At 72.4% G+C, this 17221-nt stretch carries 17 protein-coding genes; 7 read left to right on the forward strand and 10 right to left on the reverse strand.

Annotation, left to right across the window (positions count from 1 at the left end; translation table 11 throughout):
• Positions 1 to 851: 851 nt before the first annotated feature.
• Positions 852 to 2273, forward strand: coding sequence for an O-antigen ligase family protein (locus ACFPCY_RS14775; protein ID WP_378255385.1), 1422 nt, complete (start codon positions 852 to 854; stop codon positions 2271 to 2273).
• 268 nt (positions 2274 to 2541) lie between these two features.
• On the opposite strand, the gene ACFPCY_RS14780 is transcribed toward ACFPCY_RS14775, so the two are convergent.
• A complete protein-coding gene (locus ACFPCY_RS14780) occupies positions 2542 to 3579 on the reverse strand; it encodes a right-handed parallel beta-helix repeat-containing protein (RefSeq protein ID WP_378255387.1) in 1038 nt (345 codons plus the stop codon).
• A 113-nt stretch (positions 3580 to 3692) separates the two neighbouring features.
• Between ACFPCY_RS14780 and ACFPCY_RS14785 the strand changes: the two genes are divergently transcribed.
• Entirely contained in the window at positions 3693 to 4616 is a 924-nt protein-coding gene (locus ACFPCY_RS14785; RefSeq protein ID WP_378255389.1) for a phosphatase PAP2 family protein, read from the forward strand.
• A gap of 17 nt (positions 4617 to 4633) precedes the next feature.
• On the opposite strand, the gene ACFPCY_RS14790 is transcribed toward ACFPCY_RS14785, so the two are convergent.
• Entirely contained in the window at positions 4634 to 5182 is a 549-nt protein-coding gene (locus ACFPCY_RS14790; RefSeq protein WP_378255391.1) for a dTDP-4-dehydrorhamnose 3,5-epimerase family protein, read from the reverse strand.
• Positions 5183 to 5187: 5 nt separating this feature from the next.
• Between ACFPCY_RS14790 and ACFPCY_RS14795 the strand changes: the two genes are divergently transcribed.
• Entirely contained in the window at positions 5188 to 6039 is an 852-nt protein-coding gene (locus ACFPCY_RS14795) for a glycosyltransferase (protein WP_378255393.1), read from the forward strand.
• On the opposite strand, the gene ACFPCY_RS14800 is transcribed toward ACFPCY_RS14795, so the two are convergent.
• From ACFPCY_RS14800 to ACFPCY_RS14820, 5 genes are all read right to left on the reverse strand, one after another.
• The gene (locus ACFPCY_RS14800) at positions 6036 to 6692 is read right to left on the reverse strand and encodes a class I SAM-dependent methyltransferase (protein ID WP_378255395.1); all 657 of its coding nucleotides are present in this window, start codon (positions 6690 to 6692) and stop codon (positions 6036 to 6038) included. The genes ACFPCY_RS14795 and ACFPCY_RS14800 overlap by 4 nt on opposite strands.
• Positions 6689 to 7996 (reverse strand): glycosyltransferase family 4 protein, encoded by a 1308-nt coding sequence (locus ACFPCY_RS14805; RefSeq protein WP_378255396.1) that lies wholly within the window; start codon positions 7994 to 7996, stop codon positions 6689 to 6691. The genes ACFPCY_RS14800 and ACFPCY_RS14805 overlap by 4 nt, the downstream gene beginning before the upstream one ends.
• 84 nt (positions 7997 to 8080) lie before the next feature.
• Positions 8081 to 9220 carry a GNAT family N-acetyltransferase gene (locus tag ACFPCY_RS14810; RefSeq protein WP_378255398.1) on the reverse strand — a complete coding sequence of 380 codons (1140 nt, stop codon included), beginning with the start codon at positions 9218 to 9220 and terminating at the stop codon, positions 8081 to 8083.
• Positions 9217 to 10227, reverse strand: a complete 1011-nt coding sequence (locus tag ACFPCY_RS14815) for a glycosyltransferase family 2 protein (RefSeq protein ID WP_378255399.1) — start codon at positions 10225 to 10227, stop codon at positions 9217 to 9219. The genes ACFPCY_RS14810 and ACFPCY_RS14815 overlap by 4 nt, the downstream gene beginning before the upstream one ends.
• A 165-nt stretch (positions 10228 to 10392) precedes the next feature.
• Positions 10393 to 11061, reverse strand: coding sequence for a polysaccharide deacetylase family protein (locus tag ACFPCY_RS14820; RefSeq protein ID WP_378255401.1), 669 nt, complete (start codon positions 11059 to 11061; stop codon positions 10393 to 10395).
• Positions 11062 to 11294: 233 nt separating this feature from the next.
• Between ACFPCY_RS14820 and ACFPCY_RS14825 the strand changes: the two genes are divergently transcribed.
• Complete coding sequence (locus tag ACFPCY_RS14825; RefSeq protein ID WP_417281565.1) at positions 11295 to 12740, forward strand: sugar transferase; 1446 nt, start codon at positions 11295 to 11297, stop codon at positions 12738 to 12740.
• 130 nt (positions 12741 to 12870) lie between these two features.
• On the opposite strand, the gene ACFPCY_RS14830 is transcribed toward ACFPCY_RS14825, so the two are convergent.
• From ACFPCY_RS14830 to ACFPCY_RS14840, 3 genes are all read right to left on the reverse strand, one after another.
• Positions 12871 to 13476 (reverse strand): GNAT family N-acetyltransferase, encoded by a 606-nt coding sequence (locus ACFPCY_RS14830; protein WP_378255405.1) that lies wholly within the window; start codon positions 13474 to 13476, stop codon positions 12871 to 12873.
• 46 nt (positions 13477 to 13522) lie between these two features.
• Positions 13523 to 14131 carry a TenA family protein gene (locus tag ACFPCY_RS14835; protein ID WP_378255408.1) on the reverse strand — a complete coding sequence of 203 codons (609 nt, stop codon included), beginning with the start codon at positions 14129 to 14131 and terminating at the stop codon, positions 13523 to 13525.
• A gap of 250 nt (positions 14132 to 14381) precedes the next feature.
• Entirely contained in the window at positions 14382 to 14981 is a 600-nt protein-coding gene (locus ACFPCY_RS14840) for a class I SAM-dependent methyltransferase (RefSeq protein ID WP_378255410.1), read from the reverse strand.
• A 124-nt stretch (positions 14982 to 15105) separates the two neighbouring features.
• Between ACFPCY_RS14840 and ACFPCY_RS14845 the strand changes: the two genes are divergently transcribed.
• Genes ACFPCY_RS14845 through ACFPCY_RS14855 form a run of 3 tightly spaced genes read left to right on the forward strand, consistent with a single transcriptional unit; the run spans position 15106 to position 17218 of the window.
• A complete protein-coding gene (locus tag ACFPCY_RS14845) occupies positions 15106 to 16125 on the forward strand; it encodes an HNH endonuclease (protein WP_378255412.1) in 1020 nt (339 codons plus the stop codon).
• A 28-nt stretch (positions 16126 to 16153) separates the two neighbouring features.
• Positions 16154 to 16525: a nucleoside triphosphate pyrophosphohydrolase gene (locus ACFPCY_RS14850; RefSeq protein ID WP_378255414.1), complete on the forward strand. Its 372-nt coding sequence runs from the start codon at positions 16154 to 16156 to the stop codon at positions 16523 to 16525.
• 45 nt (positions 16526 to 16570) lie between these two features.
• A complete protein-coding gene (locus ACFPCY_RS14855; protein ID WP_378256429.1) occupies positions 16571 to 17218 on the forward strand; it encodes a pyridoxamine 5'-phosphate oxidase family protein in 648 nt (215 codons plus the stop codon).
• Positions 17219 to 17221 lie beyond the last annotated feature (3 nt).

Here is a 17221-nt window from a genome sequence, read left to right on the forward strand (position 1 = left end):
CCGAGAAGCGACACGACGACACTCAAGCCCAACGCAAGGACGCAGACGGCCCGAGAAAAGACGCAGAAGGCCGGCCCAAGGACGCCGAAGAGCCGAGCAACAACGCTGAAGACCAGCGCCACAACGCCACAAAGCGCCGCAAGGACAACGGAAGAGGGCAGCGCAGGAGCACAGGCGCGGCGAAGGAGCACGCGGCAGCGCAGCACGCGAGCGCGGGCACGGCGAGGAAGGACGCGGCAGCGCAGCACGGGAGCGCGGGAACGGCGAAGGAGCACGCGGCAGCGCAGCGCGCGAGCACGGGAACGGCAAAAGAGGACGCGGCAGCGCCGCGCGCGAGCGCGGGCGCGACGAGGGAGGACGCGGCAGCGCAGCACGGGAACGCGGGCACGGCGAAGGAGGACGCGGCAGCGCCGCGCGCGAGCGCGGGCGCGGCGAAGGAGGACGCGGCAGCGCCGCGCGCGAGCGCGGGCGTGACGGGGAAGGACGCGGCGGCACCGCGTCGGGGCGCCGGCACGGCGAAGGAGGACGGGGCAGGGCAGCGCGGGAGCGCCGGCACGGCGAAGGAGGACGCGGCAGGGCGGCGCGCGGACGTTGTGAGGCGGCTTGAGGGGGCTGGGGGGCGGCTGGGGAGCGTGAGAGGGCGGGGGGAGTTCGCGGGACTCGCGCGGAAACGCGGAGGGTTCCGTGGACGCGTCGGGAAGGGCGGGGCGGCGGTTCGGGCGGGGACGTGGCAGCGCGGGCCGCAGGACGCCGTTTCCGGTGGCTCCGGAGGGCGCTCAGCGCCCGTGGCCGGCCCGGACGGCGCCGGGCGCTCAGGGCACGTGGCGGGGGCGGACGGGGCGACGCTCGGGGTGATATTCGCCCTGGCGACGCTGATCGTTCCCGCGCGGCTCGTGGTCAAGGGGACGGGGATCTCGCTCACGCCCGCCGACCTGGTGGCGCTGGCCATGGGGCTGACGTGGCTGGCGGCGCAGTTCGTCCGGGACTCGGGCGCGGCGAAGGGGCGGACGGCCGCCCGGACGGTGGTCTCGTTCTACGTCGCGGCGATGTTCGCCTGCTACGGCGCGGCGAACAGCGGGTACCTGCCCGCGGACGAGCGGAACCTGCTCGACCACTCGCTGGTGCTGTCGATCGCCTACGCCGGGGCCGCGCTCGCGGTCTGCGACGGCGTGCGGACGCTCGACCGCCTGGACGTCCTGCTCAAGTGGGTCGTGGCCGCCGGGACGGGGGCCGCGTTCGTCGGCGCGTTGCAGTATCTGTTCATGTTCGACCTGACCAAGTACATGGTCATCCCGCTGCTCCGGTACACCAGCGGCGACAACCCGACGATCGTCCCGCGCGGCGGGCAGTTGCGGGTGGCGGCGACCACGGGGCACCCGATCGAGTTCGGGATCGTCTGCACGATGGTGCTGCCGCTCGCGATCCACTACGCGTTGCGCGCGCGACGCGCGGGCGGACGCGCCTGGCCCTGGTGGGCGTCGGCCGTGCTGCTCCTCTCCGGGATGCTGTTCTCGGTGTCGCGGTCGGGCGTGCTGACGCTGCTCGCGATCGGCTTCGTCCTGCTCGCGGGATGGCCGCCGAGGATGCGGACGCGCGCGCTCGTCGTGGTCGCGGCCTGCTCGCTCGGCGTCCTGATGATCGCGGGCGGGCTGGTCCGCGCGATCTACAACCTCTTCGCGAACGCGCAGGCCGACACGAGCATCACCGCGCGGCAGCACCGGTACGGCCAGGCCGCGATGGAGATCTCCAAGCACCCGATCTTCGGCCGCGGCGACGGGACCTGGCACTTCCCCGTCTACAACGCGTTCGACAACCAGTACATCATGTCGATGGTCGAGACCGGCGTGCTCGGCACGACCGCGCTCGTGCTGCTGTTCCTGGGCGGCATCTACTCCTCGCTGCGCGCCCGCGGCAAGGCGTTCACCGACCCGGACACCCGCGACCTGGCCCTCTCGGTGACCGCCTCCCTGGCGGCTCCCCTGGTCGGCGCGGTCACCTTCGACCTGCTGGCGTTCGCCACCATCACCGGCCTCACCTTCCTCATGGTCGGCGCCTCGGGCGCGCTGCTCCGCATCACCCGCGAGCAAGCACTTCAGGCCACGGGCCCCGGGCGGGTCCGGGCCACCGGTCCACGTTCCGACCGAGCCACCCGCCCCCGCTCCGTCGGGGCCACCGCCCCACGCTCCGTCGGGGCCACCGATCCCCGCTCCGCGGTCCCCCTCCGCCCGAGACCCGCTTCCCGCCCCGGATCCACCCCGCCCCGCGCTCGCTGATCCCGCTGAGCCCCACGCGTCCAACAGGCGCGAGGTCGGGTCTCGGGGGACGCACCCCACGCGCTCAACATCCGCGGAGGCACCTCTGTCTGGACGCGACGCACACACACAACGCGCGCGGAGGCGGTTTTCCCGTGAGTCTGAAGCGGTCTCGGATGGGTCTTTGGAGGCGGGATCTCGTAGGTCTGAAGTGGGGCTTCGGCTCGGGCTGCGGGTTCCGGGCTTCGGGCTTCGGGCTTCGGGCACGGCTTCTTCGGCTCGTGCGCCGTCATTCGGTGCAGGGCAGAGGTCGGACGGTGGAGGTGATCTTGTAGTTGGGGTCGATGGTGACGACGGTGTTGCCGGTCCACGACTGGATGGCGTGGCACCAGGACTCGACGGGGGCGTACGACCAGGTCCGGTCGACCATGCGGTTGTCGCGGACGACGACGTGGCCGGCGACGTGTTTCAGCTGGATGCTGTAGGTGCCGCCCGCGACGAGGTTGCTGTCGACCGTGACGTCGCTGATCGTGCCGCCGGCGCTGTCGGCGAGGAAGAGCGGGGCGGTGAAGTCGGAGACGCCGCGCTGGTCGAAGGTGCTGTGCCGGACGAGCAGGTGGCGCGCGTCGCGGACACCCCAGACCTGGATGCCGTCGGCGTGGTCGGCGCCGTTGGAGCAGTTCTTGACGTAGCTGTCGGTGATCTCGACGTCGCCGCCCCTCGCCGCGTCGCCGGAGACCTTGAAGCCATGGCTGAAGCCGCGGACCAGGACGCCGGACGCGCGGTACCGGGCGGTGCCGATGCCGTCCTCGCTGACGCAGCGGTCGGGCCTGCCGACGGTCGAGTCGGTGATGGTGAACGGGTGGTTCTGGTCCTTGTAGTCGTTGGTCACGCGGCCGTCGATCACGCTGTTGCGGATCGTCACGCGGTCGGCGGCGATCACGAGGTTGCCCGGGACGTGCACGCCGTCCAGGACCGTGCCGGGCTTGTCGACCAGCAGGGCGTCGTTGTCCACGTTCAGCCTGACCGCGCGCATCGCGGTGAGGGTGTGCGGCGCTCCGGTGCAGGCCGGGGTCGGGTAGGCGGGGCAGCGGTGGTTCCCGGCGGGCGCGGCCGTGGCGGTCGAGTCCGCGGTCGGGACGTTCGAGGGCAGCGGTGTCGCGCCGGGAGGCGTGGTTGCGGTGGGCGAGCCGGGCCCGGGGCTGGACGGCGCGCCGGTGTGCTGGGGCGCTGCGCGGTCCTTGCCCTGGCAGGCGGCGAGGCCGAGGGCGAGGAGCCCCGCCGTCGCGACCGTCAGGGCCCGGCTCCTGCCGAACGACTCGGTCATAGGTCGCATTGTGAGCACAGCCGGACGCCGGGCGGGGAGCTTCGCCGGGGGACGGCTGATTGTGGCCAGGGCGTGGTTCCGGGTCTCCGGCGCGCCTGGTTACGTTGGTGGGCATGGCGTCTCGGGGGTTGGACGGCCGGGCCGGTGTGGTGCCCGTGGCCGTCGCGGTCGCGTGCGGCGCGCTGCTCGTCGCGGTGTACACGCTCGCGGTCTGGACGGTGCCGGGGCAGCGGTTCGAGGACGCGGTGCTGCGGGCGGCCTGGCCGGACCGCGCGTCCCCGGTGGTGACGGCACTGGACACGATCTCGGTCTGGACGCTGGCGCTGGCGGCGGGCCTGGTCGGCTGGATCGGCCACCGCGCGGGCGGGCGTGCGATCGCCGTCGCGACCGTCCTGATGATCCTCACGACGGTGACGGCGACCGAACTGCTCCAGGCCGTGCTGCCCCGGCCGATCCTGCTCGCCCACGGCTTCCGCCGCGAGGACCGGTCGTTCCCGAGCGGGCACACGGCGGTGGCGACGGCCGTGCTGTGCGGGCTGCTGCTGGCCGTGCCGGTGCGCCGGCGGTCGTGGACGGCGCTGCCCGTGCTGGCCGGGTCGGCGGGCATCGGCGCGGCGACCGTGACGGCGAGCTGGCACCGGCCGAGCGACACCGTCGGCAGTGCTCTCATCGTCATGATCGGCGTCTGTCTCACCATCGCCGTCCTCCGTCGTCGTGGCTTCCTCGTCCCACTAACCCAAACGAACGACGGGGGGCGGATCGTTGGGGGCATTCTCGCAATTGTTGTGACGACTTCGATCGGCGTGGCCATCGTCGCAGGTCACAGGGCTACGACGGCCCTCGGTCTGACCGATGATCCCGATCTTGCGCCGCACGGCGCCGTCGTCGCCGGCCGTGCCCTCGCCATTGCGGCCGCGGGCGCGGCCACGCTCACGACGTTCCTGCTCCTACGCGGCCTCGCCCCCGCGAGAGACGCGCGCGCACGAGAGCACGCCACAACAGCCGACCCTGACCTGACACACGCAGCACGCAGCTGACGCGTGCCCGTTCCCGGTCAGTTGGAGAGGCGGGCTCGTAGGGCGGCCCAGGAGCCTGCGGCGAGGTCGCGGTCGCTGATGGCGGCGACCGGGAGGGGCCAGGCGATTTTCAAGTCCGGATCGTCGTAGCGGACGGACAGGTCCTCGGACGGGTCGTGCTCGCGGTCGATGCGGTAGCAGACGTCCGACAGGGCCGTGAGCGACTGGAAGCCGTGCAGCATCCCGGGCGGGACGTACAGGGTCGTGAAGGTCTCGTCGTCCAGGCGGACGGTCACGTGCTGGCCGAAGGTGGACGAGCCGGGACGCGCGTCCACGACGACGTCGAGCACCGCTCCCCGCGCGCAGCGCACGAGCTTGGCCTCTCCGCGGCCCGACCGTCCGTGCATTCCCCGGACGGTCCCGTAGCGTGACCTGGACTGACTGTCCTGGATGAAGGCGGCGGGGTCCAGCCCGTGCGCGGCCGCGACGGCGGCGTCGAACGTCCGGGTGAACAGGCCGCGGTCGTCGTGGTGCGGCTCGGGGACGAACAGCAGCATCCCGTCGAGCCTGGTTCGCTCTACTCTCATCTGTCGTGGACCTCACCGAAGGGCCGGTCGTCAGCGTCGTCATCCCCGCGCACGACGAGGAGGCGGGACTCGCCGCCCTGCTCGTCCGGCTCCTGGACGGGGCCGCTCCCGGGGAGTTCGACGTCGTGGTGGTCGCGAACGCGTGCACCGACCGCACCGCCGGGGTGGCGCGGGACGCGGGCGTCCGGGTCGTGGAGACGGCGACGCCGGGCAAGGCCAACGCGCTGCGGCTCGGCGACGCGGCCGCGCGGGTCTTCCCCCGGGTCTATGCCGACGCCGACGTCCTGCTCTCGGCCGCCGGCGTCCGCGCGCTCGCCGAGGCCGCGCGGCGGCCCGGAGTGCTCGCCTGCGCGCCCCGGCCGGTGCTGGACCTGTCCGGCACGGGGCCGGTCGCGCGGCGCGTCCACCGCGTCCACGAGGCCCTCGTCGCCCCCTCGCGGGGACTGGCCGGGACGGGCGTCTACGTGCTGACCGAGGACGGGCACGCGCGCGTGTTCCCGATGCCGGACGGGCTGGTCGCCGACGACGGCTGGGTGCACGCCTGCTTCGCCCCGGACGAGCGCGTGGTCGTCGCCGAGGCGACCTCGGTGGTGCGCCCGGCCCGGACGGTCCGGGCGCACCTGCGGCGGCGGGTCCGGGTCCGGCTCGGCAACCGGCAGCTCGCCGAGCTGGGACGTCCGGTGACCGCGACCCCGCTGCGGCTCTCGGACCTGCGGGTCCTCGTGCGCGCGCGGAGGGTCGGGGCCGTCGAGGCCGCCTGCTACCTTGCGGTGCTGGCGCTGGACAAAGCCCTGGCCAGGGTGCGGCGAGGCCGTCCCGTCAGCTGGGGTACCGACGCCAGCAGTCGCCATGCCTAGCCTCGTTTCACCGCGATCAGGGACTTGACGAGGCCCGCGAACCGCTCGCCGAGGATGGCCGACTCGGGGAACAGGTAGCTCATCTCCGTCCGTCCGAGCAGCTCGACGCCGAGCGCGTCCGCGATCGCGGCCTCGCGTCCCTCCGGCTTCACCTTCACGAGCGGCCAGCGTTCGGCGAGGCGCGCCCGCGCGTTCAGCGGAAGGAACTGGAAGCCAGGACACACCCAATGCGGCTCGATCGGGAAGTACCTGTACGGCGTCTGCACCCAGTGCCTGGGCGCGAGGTCCCGTACCGCGCGCGCGAAACGTTCGCGCCGAGCGATTCCGCCGACGTGTTCGATGACCGAGTTCGACACGACCAAATCGAAGTCGCAGCCGACCAGGTCCGGACGCGGGTCGCAGGCGTCGCCGGTCTCCGCGGTCACGTTGTCGGGCAGATCGTCCGGCTGCTTCTCCAGCAGGTTCACGATGTGGAGCCGCGCCGGACGGACCGGTGCGCGTTGCCAGAACTCGTAGGTGCCGCCCAGGTCGATGACCGACAGAGCGTCCAGATCCGGGAACGCCTGGCGGAACATGTCCCACCGGCGCCGCCGCGCCTTCGCGCCTAGCGAGTCGGGCCCTTCGACAAAGCGGCTCCGTAGGGTCTGCTTCACGACCCCTCCTTGTCCGTGCGGCGTCCTAGGCGCCGGATCAGGGAGGCGCGGCGCATCCTTTCCGGGGCGCACGCCGCATCGTAGGCCGCTAGCAGCGCCGTGCGGGAGTGATCCCACGAGAGTTGTCCGGCGACGCGTTCGCGCCCTATCTCTCCCATGCGCGCGCGTTCTTCGGGATCGTCCAGAAGCTGGGCGATGAGCTTGGCGAACGCGGATTCGTCGTCGCAGGGGGCGAACAGTGCGGCGTCCCCAGCGGACACGCGGGATTCATGCAGATCGAAGGAGACCGTAGGACGCGACATGGCCATGTACTCCATGACCTTGTTCATCGTGGAGCGGTCGTTGAGGGGGCTATAGGGATCGGGCGCGAGACACACGTCGGCCGTGGAGAGGTAGGGCAGCAGCCTGTCGTCCAGCACGCGTCCCGGGAACTCGACCCGGTCCTCCAGGCCAAGCTCCGCGACCATCCTGACGAGCGAGTCGAACATGTCGCCGTCGCCCAGGAACGCGGCGTGCCAGTCGTGCCTGCCCATCTCGTCGCGCAGCTTGGCCAGGGAGCGCAGCGCGTAGTCCACGCCGTCCTGCGGACCCATGACGCCGAGGTACACGAGCAGGTGCTGCTTGCCGCGCTTCAGCTCGGGCTGCTCCGGGACGGGCCGGAACCGGTCGGTCGCCGGAGCGCTGCGCACCACGAACACGTCCTCCGGGTTCTTCGCACCGCGGCTGAGGGCGATGTCCCGGTAGCTCTCGTTAGTGACGATGACGACGTCCGCGGTGTCGTAGGTCGCGCGCTCTACCCGGCGGACGCAGCGGTAGAGGAGGTCCTCGCCGCGCCCGAACCGGGACAGGTACAGCTCCGGGACCAGGTCGTGCTGGTCGAAGACGAACCGCGTGCCGTGCCTCCGCAGCATCCGCGCCACGAGGAACAGCAGGTCGGGCGGGTTGCAGGCGTGCACGACGTGGAACGGCCCGTGCTCCCGGACGAGCCGCCGCGCGATCCGGGCGGTGTGCCACAGCGCCGACCCGTACTCGGCGAGGTAGCCGCGCGGCCCGCCGCTCGCCGCGTTCAGCGGATAGCGGTGGATAGCGACACCGTCGATGAACGCCTCCGCTTCGGTGTCGTTCTTCTCGCCCTGCGGGCAGATGACGTGCACCTCCCAGCCCGCGTCGCGCAGGACGGTGCTCTCCTGCCAGACCCGCCGGTCGAACGGGACGGACAGGTTCTCAACGAGGATGAGGGCGCGTCGCCGGACGGGGGTCCGCCGGGCCGCGCGCCCGCCGCTCTTGTCGCCGTGAACAGCCAAAGCTCACGCATCCAGGGGTGAGCCGGCGCCCCCTGGCGCCGGGCGGGGAAGGGACGGAGAGTGCGGGGTGATCAGCAGGCGGGGTCATCGGAGGCCGTCCTCGGACTGACGGGCGGTCTCCAGCGCGCGGCGGGCCCGGCGGAGCGCAGGAGCGAACCGGGTGTCGCGCAACGTGTTCCGGGCCGTTCCCACGGCGCTGTTCCGGACGCGCCGGACGGCCCGCGCGACCGGGCCGCGCAGCACCGCCCCCTGGGCCACGAACGTCTCGCCGGTCTTGGCGCGGCGCTTGTACTCGTCCTCGCCGCGTCCCAGGTCGATGCGCGTGACGCCGAGCTCCGGCGCGGCGGCGACGAGCTCGCGCAGCAGGATCCAGCCGGGCGCGAGGGCCGAGTGCGCCGGGTCGTACACCGGAAACCACCAGTGCAGAACGCCCCCGGCGCGCAGGCCGAAATGCGCGGCGAGCAGATGCGGTCCGGCCCGCACCACCGACAGCACGCCGCCGAAATCGGCCGAGCGCGTGTTCAAGAGAAGATGCAGCAGGTCGCGGCGGGTCGGCTCGGCGAAGTAGTCGCGCGCGTTCGTGGCCGCGTACTGGCCCCGCTTCAACGCGATCAGCTCGTCCAGCGCGGCGGAGTCGAGGGCGTCCGCCTCGAAGGTGACGGGGCCGAGCGTCCGTTCGGCCTTGCGGACACGGCGGCGGGCCTGCGACATGTTCTCCCGGCCGCTGCGCGAGGCGCGGCCGAGGTAGCCGTCCAGACCGCCGGTGACGTCGAGGAACGGCGACGGCCGCCGCGACTCGGTCCACGCCTCGAAGCCGGGCGTGCCGTCCAGCAGGTGGTCGAACTCCAGCGCGCGGACGCTCGCCCCGGCGACCAGCGCCCGGACCGGAAAGGGGATTCCGGCGGCCGTGATCGGCCCCTGGAAGTCGGCGCCGGGCCAGCCGACCGGACGCGCGACCGCACCGTCACGATGCAGGGCGAAAATGCCCGTGACCTGCTTGCCCTCACTCGCCACGGCGACCGTGACGGGCCGCCCGGACGCCTGCACGGCCGCCGCGAAACCGGGATGGAAGTACGGACTGTCGTAGCGCGCGTCCGCCGCTCGCAACCGGTGCCACGCGTCCAGTTCGTCCGCGCGGAGGGCGTCGAAACCGACGAGCCGCAACCTCGCACCGACCGAGCGCAGCGACTTCTCCGAGGAGCCCGGGACGTCCGGGGAGGTCATGCCTTCAGCTCCCGGATCCGGTGGGACGGCAGCAGCAGCGCGGCCAGCGCGGCGCGCGAGGTGCGGCGTCCGGCCAGGGTGCGCAGGACCTCGCCGAGCGTGATGCCCAGGAAGAACGGAACCGTGGCGACCGTCCCGCGCCGCCTGCGGAACAGGCGGACCCGGTTGACGGTGAGCAGCGAGTACAGCATCGGGCTGGTGTCGGACTCGCCGCCCAGATGCACCACCCCAGCGGAGGGCTCGTACCAGGTGCTCAGCCCAGCGTCAGCGGCGCGCAGCGCGTATTCGGTCTCTTCGCTATAGAGCAGGAACGATTCGTCCCACGGCCCTACGCGGCGGATCGTCTCCACCGAGAGAAGCTGTGCGGCACCCGTCGCCCAGGCCACCTCGTGCGCGCGCGCGTACGCGTCCGGATCGGTGATCTTCTCGCTCAGCCGGGTCAGGCTGCCGGACAGGCGTCCGCCCAGCAGCGCGTCCACCCACACGTGCGCCACGCTCGGCCTGCGGAACAGCGACGCCTGGAGCGTCCCGTCCGGGTGCGAGAGGCGCGGAACCGCGATGCCCCGGCGAGGGTCCGCGGCAAGCGCCCCGGCCAGCGCGGCGAGCGCGCCGTCGAGGAACCGGCAGTCCGGGTTCATGACGAACACCGCGTCCAGTTCGTCGAGGTCGAGCGCCGCCGTCCCGGCGTTGATCGCCGCCGAGTAGCCGCCGTTCCGGCCCGTCTCGATCACCCGGAGCGGCAGCCGCGCCGCGGCCTCCTCGGCGATGCGCACCGAATCGTCCCGCGAGGCGTTGTCGACGACGACCACGGACGTCAACCGCGTCCCGGCCGCGCCGGTCGCGATCGAGTCCAGGCATCCGCGCAGCACGGCCGCGCTGTTGTACGTCACCACCACGACCGCGACCCGCGCGCCCGCCCGCTGGGAGGACGGGGACGAGGACAAGGACGAGGCGGCGACGAGGCCGGCCGTCGGCTCTACCGGTGGCCCGGCCGTGGATTCAGCCACAGGCCTGGCCACGGGCCCGGCCACGGGCTCGGCCACGGGCCCGGCCACAGGACCGGCCGCGGGCCTGGCCGCGTGCTCGGCCAGGGGCTCTGCTGTGGGCTCGGCCGTGGGCTCGGCCGCAGGCTTTGCCGTGGACCCGGCCGCGGGGTCGGAGATGGGCATCGGTCACCTTCCGCGAGTGCGCTTGACGAGGCGTGCTGCGGTGCGGCGCAGGCGTAGGGCGGGAGCGGACGGGGCGAGGACGCGGGCGATCCACGCGTCGTCGAGGTCGTGGCGCAGGCTGGTGCGCGGTTGGAGCCAGGCGTCCGGACGGGCCGGGCCGCCGTCGCTCGTGTAGACGCGGGCGACCGCGGCGCGCCGGAGGCGGCGCAGGACGTGCCGGTCATAGGAGCCGAAAGGGACGGCGACGCGCGTGACCGGTTCGCCGGTGATGTCCTCCAGGACGCGGTGCGCGTGCACGTGTTCCTCGGTGACCTGCGCGGCGGTGAGCCGGCGCCAGTCGCGGTGCGCCCAGCCGTGGGAACCGATGGTCATACCGCTTTTCGCCAGTTCCCGGACGCCGTCGGCGGTGAGCCGGCCGGGTTCGCCGAGGCGTCCGGCGAGCACGTGGAACTCGGCGGTCAGGCCGCGTTCGAGCAGCCGCGGCAGGGCGGTGTCGAGGTCGGAGGCGTTGCCGTCGTCGAAGGTGAGCCGGACGTCCGGGCGGCCCGCGACCGCGTCCAGGACCTGCTCGAACCGCTCGACGTCGACCCAGGTCGCGCCCTCGTCCGGCTCCAGCGTCCGGCCGGTTCGCGAGCCGATGCCGTGCACCGTGAGATTGATGACCGCGCGCACCCCGATACCCCTCCTGCCACCCCGACGCGACAGACAATAGCGACGTCGTTCACAATTTCCTGCAATTTCGCACTGACCACATACGGCCACTGGATCCCGCTTTGCCGCGCGCCGACGGCGGGTTATCAATGGCCCAGTCAGCTCTGCCACGACACTCGGAAACCGTGCAACGCGCACACATCCGACGGAATGGCTTTTCAGGGCAAAAGACGTTGTTTTCGGGGGCACCACAAGTGACCGTTATTGACGGCGTTAACTCGGGTACTGGCAACCGGCTGGCGACTCGTGCGTCCTGGTTCGCCCGGTACGTACAGGTCCTCGTCGTGCTGGACCTGGCCTGTGCGGCCACCGCCGGCGTCGCCGGTTTCGCGCTCCGGTTCACCGGCTGGGACGAGAGCGGACGCTGGCCCGACATCCTGCTCGCGATCGGCCTGCCGCTGCTCTGGGTGCCCTGGCTGTCGTTCGCGGGCGGATACGATCATCGATTTCTGGGCAGCGGAGCGGCCGAATATCGGAAGGTACTGAATGCGGGTATCTCGCTGACGGCAGCGGTGGCGATCCTCTCCTACGCGACCAAGGCGGAAGTCGCGCGCGGTTATGTGATCCTCGCATTGCCGCTGCTCGTGGCCCTCGACGTGCTGGCGCGCTACACCGCGCGAGGCCGCCTGCACCGGGCCCGCGACCGCGGCGACTGCATGCGCCGCGTGGTCGCGGTCGGGCACAGCGACGGCGTCGCCGACCTGGTCCGCGAGCTGTCCCTGAGACCCCATCACGGCATGCAGGTGGTCGGCGTCTGCGCGCCCGAGCCGCCCGGCGAGTCGGTCGAGGGGATCATGGTCCTCGGCGGGTTCGAGGACGTGCCCGAGGTGGTCGAGCGCTGCCACGCGGACGCGGTCGCGGTGCTGCCCTGCGTCGAGCTGGGCGGGGTCCGGCTCCGCCGGCTCGCCTGGCGGCTGGAGAAGTTTCGGACCGACCTTTTCGTCTCTCCGGCCCTCCTGGACGTGGCCGGCCCGCGGCTGACGATCCGTCCGGTGGCCGGGTTCTCCCTGCTGCACATCGACCACCCCGAGCTGACCGGTCCGGCCCGCGCCGCGAAGGCCGTCTTCGACCGGGTGACGGCCGCGCTGCTGCTGATCGCGCTGTCGCCGCTGCTGATCGTGGTCGCGCTGACCGTCCGGACCACCGACCCCGGCCCGGCGTTCTTCCTCCAGACCAGGATCGGACGCGCCGGACGCCGCTTCCGGATGGTCAAGTTCCGGACGATGGTCACCGACGCCGAGCACCGCCGCATCGAGCTGACCACGCGGGTGGAGAACGGCTCGGTGCTGTTCAAGCTCAAACGCGATCCCCGGGTGACGCGCATCGGCCGCGTCCTGCGCCGCTACTCGATCGACGAGCTGCCGCAGCTGTTCAACGTGCTGCGCGGCGAGATGTCCCTGGTCGGGCCGCGTCCGCCGCTGCCCGAGGAGGTCGAGCAGTACGGCCAGGACGTGTACCGGCGGCTGGCCGTCAAGCCCGGCCTGACCGGTCTGTGGCAGGTCAGCGGCCGTTCCGATCTGACCTGGGACGAGGCCGTCCGGCTCGACCTCCAGTACGTCGAGAACTGGTCGCTGCTGCTCGACCTGCAGATTTTGTGGCGGACGGCCCGAGCCGTCGTCAGCGGCAACGGCGCCTACTGACCCACCCGCGCCAGCACCGCACCCCGCCCAGCCTTACCATCTCGCCCCACCCGTCGCCTCGGCCTGCCCGATCGTTGACGGCGCGGCTCGTCCGATTCCGGCCTCCACCAGGGGCGCTGTCCGATGACGGTCACGATGGGCGCGGCGCGTTCGCCCGGTCGGCGCGAACGTCGAGGACCAGGTCGTCCACCGAACTGAACCCCATCAGTTTCCGCAGGTAGGGCGTGCGTTCCGTGCGGTCCCAACGGAATCCGAAACGTTCGTAAAGGGCGCGCGCCCTCGGGTTGGTGTCGACGACCTCCAGCCGGACGCGCCGCAGCCCGCGCCGCCGCGCCTCGTCCACCGTGGCCTGGAGCAGCTTCGTGCCGACTCCCTTGCCGCGCGCGGCGGACGACACGGCGAGCGAGTCCAGGAGCAGCTCGCCCGGCCGCGCCTTCGCGTCGAGCATCGTGCTCAGGACCGTCCGCCACAGCCCGCGCAGCGGACCGAAATCGCGGCGCAGCCTCCGCGCGTCCCATTCCAGGACGGGCCCGGACCGGTCTCGAACGGCCGCGATGCCCAGCAGCTCCCCGCCGTCCCACGCCCCGATGACGCGGTCGAGGTGCAGGCCGTCCGCGATCGTGTCGACGGCGTGCGGACCACCGACGACCGGCGTGAGCTCGCGCTCGAACGCCTCCCAGTACAGCTCGGCGGCGGCCCGGCGCGCCTCCTCCGGCAGCCCCAGCGCGATCTCCATGGCGATCACGCTACGTGCTCGATCGACGCGGATCCGCGACCACCCCCTACAGAGGGACGTCCCAGAAGGCCAGTTCGTGCCGCATGCCTTCGAGGAAGAGGGTCTCGGCGCGTCCGGGGTCGGGGGCGGCCTCGTCGATCATCTGGGCGATGCGGCGCGTCAGCTCGGCGAATCCGGGATCGGCGTAGGTGTCCACCCAGCGCCGGTACCGGGGCTCGGACGGCGGGTCCACGGCAAGCCGCGCACCGAGGGTCGAATACCCCCACATACACGGATAGAGGGCGGCGAGCCCCTCGCCATAACCAGCCGCGGAGTCCAACAGGAATTCGGTGTAGGCGGCGCACGGCGCGCCCTTCCGCGCCCCGTCCAGGTCGGCGCCGAACTCCGAGGAGAGACCCCGGTGCAGGCTCAGCTCCTCGTGGAACGTCGCGTGCGCGAGGTCGACGAGATCACCGAGGTGCGCGGACGGCGCCTGCCACGCGAGCCGCGAGAAGACGCGCACGTAGTCGAGCAGGAAGAGGTAGTCCTGCTCCAGCCATGACCGGAACACCGCATCGTCGAGATCACCGCGGGCGATCCCCGCCACGGTCGGATGCCGGAGCTGCCGCTCGACCCACGGCAGACCGAGCTCTTCCAGCTGCGAAGCGAGACCCATGGCGCCGAGTCTCCCAGGCCCGGACGAACGAAACCCCGCCGGGACCGTGATCCCGGCGGGGTTCCGCCAATTCTGACCGATGCGCGGGTCGCCTCTCGGCGAGATGCTCAACACGGCTCCAGCCGAACGGTATTCCGTGAAGGCGATAGATGAGGCCCGGGGACACCAGGCACATCGGCCACGTCAGATGTAACGGCCACCCCCCACCGGACATTCCCCACCGCCGAAATTTCTCCGGCCGGCGGCCGGATCACCGGCAGGGCGGCCGGACGGCCCGGACCAGCGTGTCCACGGCGTCCCGCTCCTCGCCGTCCACCTCCACGGCCCGCCGCACCCGCTCGGCCCGCTGGACGGTCAGCCCCGGCAGCGCCGCCGCGACCCCGCTCGGCGTGTGCAGCACCGCCGGGTCCTGCGGCCCGCCCACGCCCTCGCTCAGGTTCGTCCGATCATGCCCGACGAACACCAGCACCCCGCCGGGCGCCAGCGCCTCCGCCGCCCGCCGCAGCACGTCCCCCATCTCCGGCAGATGCAGGTACGCGATCACGACGAGATCGAAAGCGCCCTTCGGCGGCGTCCACGCGGTCACGTCCTCGACCAGCAGCTCCGCCGTCACCCCCCGCCGCTCCGCCAGCTCCCGGGCCCGCCCGACCGCCACCTCCGAGAAGTCCACCGCCGTGACCGTCCACCCGAGCCCGGCCAGCCAGAGCGCGTTCCGTCCCTCCCCGCAGGCCAGATCGAGCGCCCGTCCGGGCACCAGGTCCGCGCACTCCTCGGCCACGAACCGATTGGGCCCGGCCGACCACAGCAGCTCCCGCCCCGCGTACCGCTCATCCCAACCCCGCGCATCCACCCGGCCAGCGTAGGACCGCGCCTCCGCCCCCACCAGCCCCGCCCGCCCGCGCCCGCGCCCCCGCCGATCAGATGTCGGACTTCATAGACTTACAACCCCTCATCCAACATCGCGGGGGTTGGTCATGATCAGCACCGACTTCTTCCGAGTGGATCCGACTCCCCTCGCCTCCTGGCGGATGGCCGTCCTGATGGGCGCGAACTCGCGCACCTACAAGTTCGCGCTCGGGGATGCCCTGCTCCGCGCGGCGGGAGAAGACCGCACCGAGATCCCGCTGGCGGAGCTCGCCCTCGCTTACTCGTCCGGCCTGCTCGACCACATCGCCCAGGCCCCACAGGCATCCCCGAAGGCGCCGCAGGGCGAGAACGACTTCCTCGCACTGGCCGCGGCCGAGGCCGAGGAGAGCCGCGGGATCGGCCGTCCCACCGAGAAGCTCGTGGACGCGGCGATGGTCAACATGCCCCGCATGGTCATGCAGAAGTTCCACAACGTCGCGGGCGGCGAGATCCCGCACCGCTTCTACGAGCTGAGGGGATCGCGGCGGGACCGCGTCGTCCTGCTGACGCCGGAGCTGCGGGCCGTCGCGCGGTCGGAGCAGGCCGCCCTGCTGGGCGACGAGCTGTCCGCCCGGTGGAGCATCGTCGAGACCTCGTTCTCCACGGGGATCGGGGCCTCGCTCATGGCCGACGGACTGGTGGTCGACCATGCCGAGCAGCGGCTCTACGACAAGCGCCGCCGCCGTCCGGTCGCCGGCGTCAGGGCTGCCCTGAGCGGCTTCCGCCACGGCCGGTGCCTGCTCTGCGACCAGGTCCTCACGCCGGGGGACGAGGACGACGTCGAGCACCTGTTCCCGTTCTTCCTGATGAACCGCTACGGGAAGGCCGGACGGTGGACGGGCCCCGACCTGGACTCGGTCTGGAACCTCGCCCCGTCGCACCGCGCCTGCAACCTCGGCAAAGGAACCCGGCTGCCGACCGGGGACCAGATGGCGCGGCTGGCGATGCGGAACGAGGAGATCATGAAATCCCCGCATCCGCTGAAGCGGACCCTGGCGCTGACCCTCGCCAGGAACAACCACGATCCGGGCGTTCCGGGCGTCTGGACGACGTTCATCAAGCGGGTCTACGCGGACATCGTGAGCTGACGGCGCGGCGCCTTCGTAGGATCGCGGCATGGCCACCGACCAGGCGGGCGAGAAGCTCGTGCGCGACCGCATTCCCGAGATCATCCGGAGCGGCGGCCGGGTCCCGGACGTCCGCACCGCGTCCGCCGAGGAGTACGCGGGCCTGCTCCGGGCGAAGCTGCGCGAGGAGGTGGACGAGTACCTCGCGGACGGTGATCCGGCCGAGCTCGCCGACGTCCTGGAGGTCCTGCACGCGCTGGCCGCCTGGCACGGCATGGCGCCCGCCGAGCTCGAGGCCGCCCGCGCAGCGAAGGCCGGGGAGCGCGGCGGGTTCGGGGGGCGGGTCGTCCTGCGGGGCCAGGGCGGCGGTCTGTCGGGGAGTTTCGCGGCGGGACCCGGCGGGGCGGGGAGTGGGGGATGATCTTTGGGTTGGTCGAGATTCTCCCCGGAGGCGGGCATGGATTCGTTGTTGCCGGAGAACGAGCGGACGCGGCATCGGAGGTTGCGGGCGCAGGGGAGGCGGGAGCGGGGGGAGCTCGACGCGATCCTGGCGGCGGGGTTCGTCTGCCATGTGGGGGTCGTGGTGGACGGGGCGCCGATGGTGGTGCCGACCGTGTACGGGTGTGACGGGGAGACGCTGTACTTCCACGGGTCGGTGGCCAGCCGGAGCCTGCTCGCGGGGCCGCTCGGGGAGGTGTGCGTGACGGTGACGCACGTGGACGGGCTGGTGCTCGCGCGGTCGCTGTTCGAGCACGGGGTCAACTACCGGAGCGCGATGATCTACGGGACGCCGCGGGTGCTGCTCGATCCGGCGGAGAAGCTGGAGGGGCTGCGGGTCCTCAGCGAGCACTCGGCGCCGGGGCAGTGGGACTACGCGCGGCGGCCGAACAAGAAGGAGATGGCGGCGACGGCGCTGCTGGCGCTGTCGCTGGAGGAGGCGTCGGTCAAGATCCGGGTCGGGCCGCCGGACGACGGGGACGGGCCGGACGCGGCGCTCGGGCTGTGGGCCGGGGTGCTGCCGCTGCGGACGTCGTGGGGCGAGCTGGAGGCCGATCCGGCGCTGCCAGCCGGGATCGAGCCGCCGGAGCACCTGCGGAAGCTCGAAGGGCGCTGACGG

The organism is Actinomadura gamaensis (assembly GCF_042652125.1).
GTDB lineage: Bacteria > Actinomycetota > Actinomycetes > Streptosporangiales > Streptosporangiaceae > Spirillospora > Spirillospora gamaensis.

What these genes read in the sequence shown, in the direction of transcription:
- ACFPCY_RS14780 (WP_378255387.1), bottom strand. Translation starts at nt 3,579, where the DNA reads ATGACCGAGTCGTTCGGCAGGAGCCGGGCCCTGACGGTCGCGACGGCG.
- ACFPCY_RS14785 (WP_378255389.1), top strand. Translation starts at nt 3,693, where the DNA reads ATGGCGTCTCGGGGGTTGGACGGCCGGGCCGGTGTGGTGCCCGTGGCC.
- ACFPCY_RS14790 (WP_378255391.1), bottom strand. Translation starts at nt 5,182, where the DNA reads ATGAGAGTAGAGCGAACCAGGCTCGACGGGATGCTGCTGTTCGTCCCC.
- ACFPCY_RS14810 (WP_378255398.1), bottom strand. Translation starts at nt 9,220, where the DNA reads ATGACCTCCCCGGACGTCCCGGGCTCCTCGGAGAAGTCGCTGCGCTCG.
- ACFPCY_RS14830 (WP_378255405.1), bottom strand. Translation starts at nt 13,476, where the DNA reads ATGGAGATCGCGCTGGGGCTGCCGGAGGAGGCGCGCCGGGCCGCCGCC.
- ACFPCY_RS14835 (WP_378255408.1), bottom strand. Translation starts at nt 14,131, where the DNA reads ATGGGTCTCGCTTCGCAGCTGGAAGAGCTCGGTCTGCCGTGGGTCGAG.
- ACFPCY_RS14845 (WP_378255412.1), top strand. Translation starts at nt 15,106, where the DNA reads ATGATCAGCACCGACTTCTTCCGAGTGGATCCGACTCCCCTCGCCTCC.
- ACFPCY_RS14850 (WP_378255414.1), top strand. Translation starts at nt 16,154, where the DNA reads ATGGCCACCGACCAGGCGGGCGAGAAGCTCGTGCGCGACCGCATTCCC.